The following is a 7,859-nucleotide window of genomic DNA, read 5'->3' as shown; positions in this document are numbered from 1 at the left end:
TCCGCAAAGTGGAGGGCGACGAAGCGGCAGAACTGATCTATACGCATCCTGACCTGCTGAGCCTGGAGGAGATATATGCCGTGGCACGCTATTACCGTCCCGGGACGGATCAATACCGTGAAGTCTACGAGATAGCCGCCTTTCATTTTCCGGATGATGTGGTGGCGAATGTGAATGCGGCCTCGGCTGTCATGCTGACGGGCGACCTTACATCGGCCTGGGATTATCTGCGCAAGGTGGAGGCGGACCCGCGTGCCTGGAACAACCTGGGCGTACTGACGCTGATGGAAGGCGACCCGTCCGGTGCGTCCGTGTGGTTCCGTAAGGCGGTGGGTGTGGAGCCCCGCAAGGCACGGAAGAATCTGGAGATAGCAGAAAGTTATTTGGAAAGCGATGAATAGGAAACGGTCCCGGACATATTTCAAGCATTTGATTTTTATGATACTGACAGTACTACAATCAAGCTGCACGTTCGGAGATGAACCCGGCGTTTGTCCCTACAATACCCGTCTGGACTATTGGTATGCAGGCAGCGGTAGCGAGAACCAGCTGCCGGTCTACGTCGACAACCTCCGGCAGTACCTGTTCGACAGCGAAGGTGAACTGCTGGGCGTCGAAACCCTCCGTGGCGACAGTATCCGCAGCTGGCAGGGCAACCTGGCAGCGGGTGAATATACGGTCGTCCTCTGGGGCAACCTGGCGGACGACGGCAGTGACGGCCTGGCTATAGAGCCGGTATCTGGACAGAAGCTGGCCGATATGGCATTGAGTGCCGTCACATCCGGTGCCCCTCCGGGATACCGGACGAACACCGGTCGGCTGTATTACGGCAACCTGACGTTCCGTGTGGAGGAAGGCCGGAGCTTCCGGCGCCGTGTTTACCTCTCGCATGCCCATGCCTCGCTGCATGTGACGGTGCAATGGATGGCGGATGCACCGGCGGAAGGCGGCACCTACCGGATGCGGATGAAGGGGATCGCCTCGGGGTATGGCTTTGTGAAAGGCTGGGAGAGTGAAGAACAGCCGGAGGGCGGTTCGTATACGGTCCCATACATCAGCACCTCGCGTACCAACCACGAGACCCGTGCCTCGATGAATTACGACGGCGAAGTGACGGGCGAGTTCGTCACTTTCCGCTATACCTCGGGCACGCACCAGTTATGGAGCCTGTGGCGTAACGACGAACGTATCGTCGGCGATCTGGACCTGTACCGCTTTTTTGCTAAAAAGCCGATGGATATGGACCGTAACATCGAGCAGGAGTTCGAAATCCTGGTCACGGTCTACGCCGATAAGATCATCGTCACGGAAGTGACGGAATCGGATTGGGACGAAGGCGGTGCGATCGGCTAAGGAAAGAGATTTTTCAACATATAGTATTCACTTAAAAAGAGTAGTTATGAAAAAGACGTATTTAATGTTGCTTCTGGCCCTGTCCGGCTTGGGAAGCGGTTGTACAAATGATGACGGCACGACGGAGAGCCCGTCCGGAGCCGCCGGTGAGATCCAGCTGGTGTTCAGCGGGAGCGGTGAGAGCGAGGAATATACGAAGGCCATCGCTTCCAACAGTGAGAATGAGATAAAGAACCTGAAGGTTTATCTTTTTGCCTCGTCGTCAGCGGAAGCGGGCGATGACGAGTATTATTACATGGAAACCTGGTCGAAGACGGATGCAACCCCAACCGGAAACCAGTTCCTCCTTCAATCGTCGGGCTCTTCGTATAAGGCCTCTATCAAACCCGGAGAGTTGAAAGGCCTTCCGTATCTGACACTGGTCTGTGTGGCGAACCAGGACGACCTGTTTAAAGGTGACGGAAGTGCTTTTGGCGCCCTGACCGCCATAACGGTCGATGCCAACGGTGCGCCCCAGAATGCCGCTGCGGCAACCGACCTGGCCGATTTCAAAGCCGCCTATACGGCCAATCTGGCAGCGGACGGTATCATCAAGACTCCCCTGGCCATGACGGGAATGGAGAAAACGAAGATCAGCGGGAGCGTCTCTAAAGTTGCCATTACGCTGAAACGTATCGTGGCCCGTTTCGACATCGACAACACGACGGCTACCTCCCGTCTGACCATCACGCATATCGCTTTGGGACAGGGCCGTCCGAACGCCTCCCTGTTTGGTGCGGCTCTGGCAGAGGTAACGCCTCCTGCGGGTGTGATGACCTATGCCGACGTCGAATACAAAGGAGAGAACGCCAACCAGGGGACCCTTGAAAGTGCCCTCTACGTTTATCCGAACCTGGCCACGGACAAGAGCTTCCTGATCATCAAGGGTACCTACAGCAGCCCGTCTACAGGCCAGCCGATAGATGTGACCTACAACATCCCTATCGTCAAAACCCCTGAAGACGCCACCCCTACAGACCCCGCCAATTACATCGCCATCAATGCCAACAGCCGTTACAAGCTGCACATCACGGACGTAACCGAATCGAACATCTTCTCCACCTTCGAAGTGGAAGACTGGACTTCGGGCGGTGGTGTGATAGTCAAACCTGAGAATGACGCACCTGTATTCGATGCCGCCACCGGATTTACCGCTGCCACCGGAGGTGATGCAGGAGATATCCCGGTCGCAGTAACCTATGCCGGGGGAGCAACTTCCACCACGGAATTTAAGGTAGTGGATGGAAAATCCTTTAAGACCACCCTTGCGGCAACCGGTAAAATCCGTGCAGAGAAAGCTCCGGCAACCAAAGCCGATGTGGCACCCGATGCGTGGCTGACTTTCGACGCCCCGACTTACGAAGAGAAGGACGGCATATGGTATACGACATTCGTATTCAAATCTACCGATGCAACGGGAAAACAACCTGTAAACGTTACCTTCATCAACGACGCCGCCTCTTACGATCCCGACCTGTGGACCACGCTGACATTCTACGGCCCGCTGGCCGCCCCGTCCCTGAAAGAGGTGGCAAACGGACACAGTACCGGAAACGCTGTGGATATGGCAGCGTCTACCGCCACGATGTATAAGCTCAATAACAGCCTTATCAAAGTGGAAGCCATGTGTATCGAAGGCGTAACGGTGGAAGTCCCTGCCGGATTCAGCGCGGAGGCCGGTGAAACGAATGGCTATACGACAGTGTACACGGTAAAGATCGACAATGTAACCAATCTGACGGAGGGCGAACAGAAAATCACGTTCAAGAACAAGGAAGCGGGTGACGTTAAAACCGAACTGACCGTAACCCTGACCGAACCGGGCATGACCATGGAAGAAGGAACCGATACGAACAATGCCGCCGATGTGACCGGCAATACGATCAAGGTCGATCTGGATGTTCTGGCCACCGGAAACTTCACCTTCAAGGTAAATGCCCCGCAAGGCCTTACAGCGGGAAGCCTGGCTTGTCCGTGGCTGACAATCACCGAAAACCATGCCTGGGCGAATACCGACGGTAACCGCTATGTCGAATATACGGTTGCAGCCAAAAGCGGCACCCCAGCCAACTTCGATGACTTCGACATCCTCTTTACCAATGCCCTGTCGGGAGCAGCCAACCTGACCGTCACGCTGAACAAGGCCGCCAGCAAACCCAAACTGGAAGCCGCCACAGCAGGAACAGCCAGCGACTTTAACGGAACGGTCTCATTCCCTGACGCAAGCACAGCAACAGTCGACATGTATAAAGCTGACGGCAGCAAGGTCTATGTAAAAATGACCTGTGATGAAGCAGCCGCCTTTACCAGTGTCACCGGTCTGAGTATGACTAAAGAATCCGACGATAATTACGAGGTCAAAGTAACGGATGCCACCCAGTTTACAGCCGGAGCCACAACCGTTGTCACCGCTAAAAACAGCAGTGACGAATCCCGTACGGCAACACTGACGATTACATGGTTGGACCCGACTTTGGATTTTAGTGTAACCAAGGATACAAATACCGCTGCAACGAAAGCAGGAGATGCTATCAATGTCGCTTATACTACTTTAGACGGCGGTTCATTCGAAGTAACGGTAACCGGTCCGATCGGTTCTACGATTAGTTACGATGCGGTCAGCGCAACTTCATGGTTGGGAGTTACCCCCAGTAAGAAGCCTACCGAGTTGGCGGATGCCGGTGACGGAACAACAGGAGAAGCAGTTATCGGCTTCAGGGATGATGCCGGTGCTACAACTGATGCGGTGGTTATTACTATAACAAATAAGGTAGATACCGATAATAGTTATAAAACAAAGACTATAACGATAAACAAAAATTGATCGTTGATGTCCTCGCAGGCTGTATCGGCCATCCCAAGAGAACGCCGAGCGTTCTTTGAAAGGCCTTCAGCGGGTGAGCGTAAAACGAAGGTGAAAGACGAAGCGTCCGGAGGCTGTGCTGTTTGAGCGCAGCGAGTTCACAGACGACAGCGTAGTCTTTCACCAGAGTAGCGAAGCCGGTGCAGCCTTGATCTTTTCTTTGCTTCGTTTCTTTTGGATCAAGCCAAAAGAAATGAAGGCCCGTCCGGTGGCAAACCGGCAACAACAAATAAAAAAGAATCATGAACATAAAATATAAGCTATCCTGCATCGCCGCCAGCCTCCTGCTGGCCGCCTGCACCAGTGAAAACACACTGGAAACCCCGACGCCTCCCGACGAAGGCACGGCATCGGCAAACAATACCCGTGAAGTCCTTGTCTTGTTAAAAAACAAGCTGAAAGTCAGCCCTGTCGAAACGAAAGCCGGCGATGTGATCGCTACGGTGGAGGAAAACCATATCTATAGCCTCGACGTCTACGTTTTCGGTTCCAAGACGGAGGGAGGCGACTACACCTTCCTGCAACAATTCTATTACCGTGAAGACGCCCGCCAGACCGTTGACGGCGAATACGCCACCAGTTTCACCTTGAATACGGGAGCCGACAACTCGACCGCCCTGCTGAAAATGCAGAAAGGCCTCTTCGTCAAAGTCTACTGTATCGCCAACAGCACCAAACTGATCGACGCTGCCGGCGCAGAGTTCGCCGGCTTCCAGCCATTGGTGCAGACGAAACCCGGCCAGTTGGATAACGTCGTCACCCCCGGTGTGCCGACCGAGACAGCCTTCAAAGCGCTCCATACCGCAGTCCTGAAAGCCGACGAGCCGACCGATATCCTGAAAACCCCGCTGCCAATGACCGGCGCCTACACCACGCCGCTCGACCTGACCGACTTCTCCGTCTCCGCCCGTACGCAACTGGGCTTCAAGCTGACCCGTATGGTCGCCCGTTTCGATGTGGAGAACGACGCGTCGAAATCGAAGTTCACCATCGAATCGGTGAGTATGGGTAACGGACGTACCGGCGCCACCTATTTTCCGGTGAAGGTTCTGGGAACCGAGCCGGCCGCTGGCGGTGACCTGATCACCTATCCGGTCCGCGACTATGTAGCCGACCAGACAACCGCGAGCCCCAAAGGAACAGGCGTTTTCTACTCCTATCCGAGTCCGGTGGGCGATGGCGGTTACCTGATCCTGAGCGGCACCTATGCCGCCAACAAGACCGACAATATCCCGGTCACCTACAAGGTCCCCTTCAAACCTGCAGGCAACGAGACGGGTAACTATATCGAAGTGGCGCACAACCACCGTTACATGGTCAAGATCACCGATGCCGACGAGTACCATCTGGACTTCACGCTGAATGTGGCTGACTGGGCGGACGAGGGCACAGTCGACAATTACAAGCCGGATAACGACTTTTCCAAAGATGCGTTGGCCCTGGCCGATGCAGGCAATAGTACGGAAGTGAAACTGCTCGCGGACGGCAGGGTGATGATGACTGCCGAAGTCTCGAAAACACTGGCCTTTACCATCGCATCGAACAATGTGAAGGTGGAGGGCATCACCGAGAAACTGGATTATGCCGGTGGTGACGAATGGCTGGTCATAGATGGTGAGAGGACGAACACGACGAAAGCCTCCATGCTTACCACATTTACGTATAAGACGGCGGACGGTATCGGCAGCATGAGCAATTTCCGCCCGGTAACCATCCAGCTTACCAATGTAGCCAGCGGTAAGACATTGGATGTAATCGTTGTACCGAAAGACCAGACCGGTCCGGAGATCAGCTTGGTGGCCGAAGAAGGCAATACCAATACCTACAATGCGACCACCCGAACAGTGACGCTTCTGAATGAGAACGGACAGGCCGTCCAGCTGAAAGCAACAGCCGTTGCCATACCGGGCGAATCGCCCGAGACCGGAAGCAGTGTCGCCTCGACGGATAACTGGATTCAGGTATCTCCCGCCAGCTCTGCGGAAGCCGAAGGAGTCTATACAGTAACGTTGCCGGCGGCAAAGGATAATGCGACGTACACGACTACGCTGACCTTTACCTCTACGGTAACAGGTGCGAAAACGACAGTGAATGTGAAACTAAAAGAAGCCTCCCCATCCATCTGATGAATAAGCATGATCTAGTAGTATCCCTATCCGAACGCCTCTCCCTGACCCAATCCCAATCCGTTGAGATTGTGAACGCCTGGGAGGGCGTTCTCTCGGACGCATTGCAGTCCGGTGAACGGCTCACGCTGCAAGGCTTCGGCACTTTCTTTGCCTGGAGCCAGACCGAACGGACAGGCCGTAACCCCCGAACGGGTGAGACCTGCCGCATCGAGGCGCGTGTCAGTGTGAAGTTCAAGCCCGGCAAATTCCTGCTGGCCGCATTGAACGAGAAAAAGAATGATTGTCAATCAACAAATGAAAATAAAGATGAGACTATTTAATAAGTTATATGGAATCAGCCTGTTTACCCTGCTTCTCTCTGTGGCGTCCTGCACCAGCGAGACGGAAGAACAGCGCCAGACGCCCGCCCCGGACCCTTCCGGGAGCGAGGCCCGCCGTGAAGTGATGCTGACGCTAAAAAACAAATTGTCGGTCGTAAAGACCAAGGCCGGTGATGCGATCGCCACAGCCGAAGAGAATAAAATCTCGTCGCTCGACATCTACGTCTTCGGCAGTACGACCGAGAATGGAACCTACACCTACCAGGAACGTTTCAGCTACCGCGAAAGCAGCAGCGACCTTCCGGCAGGTTTCGATGTCACGCCTCTGGAACTGACGGCAGTCGGTAGCGACGGCAAACAGACGAATGCCCTTTTATCCCTGAAGAAAGGCCTGTTTGTCAAACTCTACTGCATCGCCAACCAAAGCAAGCTGATCGATCCGGCCACCAATGCTGCGTTTAATGGCTTTATCCCGCTCGTGCAATCGAATCCGGGACAACCGGGTAACACCGTCACGGAAGGAACCCCGGCCGAGTCTGATTTCCTGCTCTTCAAAAGTATCCAACTCGACCCCGCATCGGCAACCGACATACTGAAAACCCCGTTACCCATGACCGGAGCCTATGCTACGCCGCTCGACCTGACCGATTTCTCAGTCTCGGCACGTTTGCAACTGGGTTTCCGCCTGACCCGTTCGGTGGCTCGTTTCGATATCGTGAATGATGCTGCCACCTCTAAGTTCACGATCCAATCGGTCAGCATGGCGAATGGCCGTAAGGGAGTAAGTTTCTTTCCTTTGAAGGTAACGGGCACTTTGCCGACCGCTGCTGCCGGCGATCTGATTACCTATCCCGCCCGTCCGTTCGATGGAGAGAAAGCAAATACAGGTAACTGCCTTGGTGCTTTCTATACCTGGCCCAGCCCGATGGGAGATGGCGGTTACCTGGTCTTATCGGGGACCTATGCCGCCAACCAGACCGAAAATGTCCCGGTCACCTATAAAGTCCCTTTCAAGCCCGAAGGGGATGGCAACTATATAGAAGTATCCCAGAATCACCGCTACACGGTCAATATCACTAAAGCCGACGAATATCATCTTGACTTCACGATCAACGTGGAAGACTGGACGGACGAAGGTAATATCGACGATTATGA

Annotated in this window: 6 protein-coding genes and 2 pseudogenes; 7 read left to right on the top strand and 1 reads right to left on the bottom strand. The window is 54.4% G+C overall.

The window, feature by feature from the left end:
- The 4 genes and pseudogenes from NBH14_RS28415 to NBH14_RS28400 form a co-directional block, all read left to right on the top strand.
- Positions 1 to 401: pseudogene (locus NBH14_RS28415) on the top strand (DUF3868 domain-containing protein); the annotation flags it as partial.
- Between the two features lie 37 nt (positions 402 to 438).
- Positions 439 to 1,353: a FimB/Mfa2 family fimbrial subunit gene (locus tag NBH14_RS28410; protein WP_250818000.1), complete on the top strand. Its 915-nt coding sequence runs from the start codon at positions 439 to 441 to the stop codon at positions 1,351 to 1,353.
- A 46-nt stretch (positions 1,354 to 1,399) separates the two neighbouring features.
- A complete protein-coding gene (locus NBH14_RS28405; protein ID WP_186962059.1) occupies positions 1,400 to 4,216 on the top strand; it encodes a hypothetical protein in 2,817 nt (938 codons plus the stop codon).
- A gap of 115 nt (positions 4,217 to 4,331) precedes the next feature.
- Positions 4,332 to 4,514 (top strand): hypothetical protein, encoded by a 183-nt coding sequence (locus tag NBH14_RS28400; RefSeq protein ID WP_186962060.1) that lies wholly within the window; start codon positions 4,332 to 4,334, stop codon positions 4,512 to 4,514.
- A gap of 124 nt (positions 4,515 to 4,638) precedes the next feature.
- Here the strand turns inward: NBH14_RS28400 and NBH14_RS28395 are convergent, their stop codons facing one another.
- The gene (locus NBH14_RS28395) at positions 4,639 to 5,055 is read right to left on the bottom strand and encodes a hypothetical protein (RefSeq protein ID WP_250817998.1); all 417 of its coding nucleotides are present in this window, start codon (positions 5,053 to 5,055) and stop codon (positions 4,639 to 4,641) included.
- Here NBH14_RS28395 and NBH14_RS28390 point away from each other — a divergent pair.
- The 3 genes and pseudogenes from NBH14_RS28390 to NBH14_RS28380 all read left to right on the top strand — a co-directional run.
- On the top strand, positions 5,023 to 6,381 hold the full coding sequence (locus NBH14_RS28390) for a hypothetical protein (RefSeq protein WP_250817996.1): 1,359 nt from the start codon (positions 5,023 to 5,025) through the stop codon (positions 6,379 to 6,381). The two genes, NBH14_RS28395 and NBH14_RS28390, sit on opposite strands and share 33 nt — an antisense overlap.
- Complete coding sequence (locus tag NBH14_RS28385) at positions 6,381 to 6,704, top strand: HU family DNA-binding protein (protein WP_186962062.1); 324 nt, start codon at positions 6,381 to 6,383, stop codon at positions 6,702 to 6,704. The genes NBH14_RS28390 and NBH14_RS28385 overlap by 1 nt, the downstream gene beginning before the upstream one ends.
- Positions 6,691 to 7,859: pseudogene (locus NBH14_RS28380) on the top strand (fimbrial protein); the annotation flags it as partial. The gene NBH14_RS28385 and the pseudogene NBH14_RS28380, both read left to right, overlap by 14 nt.

The sequence above is a fragment of the Parabacteroides caecihominis genome (genome assembly GCF_023656785.1).
In the GTDB taxonomy this organism is placed as follows: domain Bacteria; phylum Bacteroidota; class Bacteroidia; order Bacteroidales; family Tannerellaceae; genus Parabacteroides; species Parabacteroides segnis.
The sequence above is the reverse complement of the archived record's forward strand: the minus strand, read 5'-3'. Positions and strand labels throughout refer to the sequence as shown.

Coding starts and splice junctions, on each gene's coding strand:
- NBH14_RS28405 (WP_186962059.1), top strand. CDS start 1,400: ATGAAAAAGACGTATTTAATGTTGCTTCTGGCCCTGTCCGGCTTGGGA.
- NBH14_RS28410 (WP_250818000.1), top strand. CDS start 439: ATGATACTGACAGTACTACAATCAAGCTGCACGTTCGGAGATGAACCC.
- NBH14_RS28395 (WP_250817998.1), bottom strand. CDS start 5,055: ATGGAGCGCTTTGAAGGCTGTCTCGGTCGGCACACCGGGGGTGACGAC.
- NBH14_RS28385 (WP_186962062.1), top strand. CDS start 6,381: ATGAATAAGCATGATCTAGTAGTATCCCTATCCGAACGCCTCTCCCTG.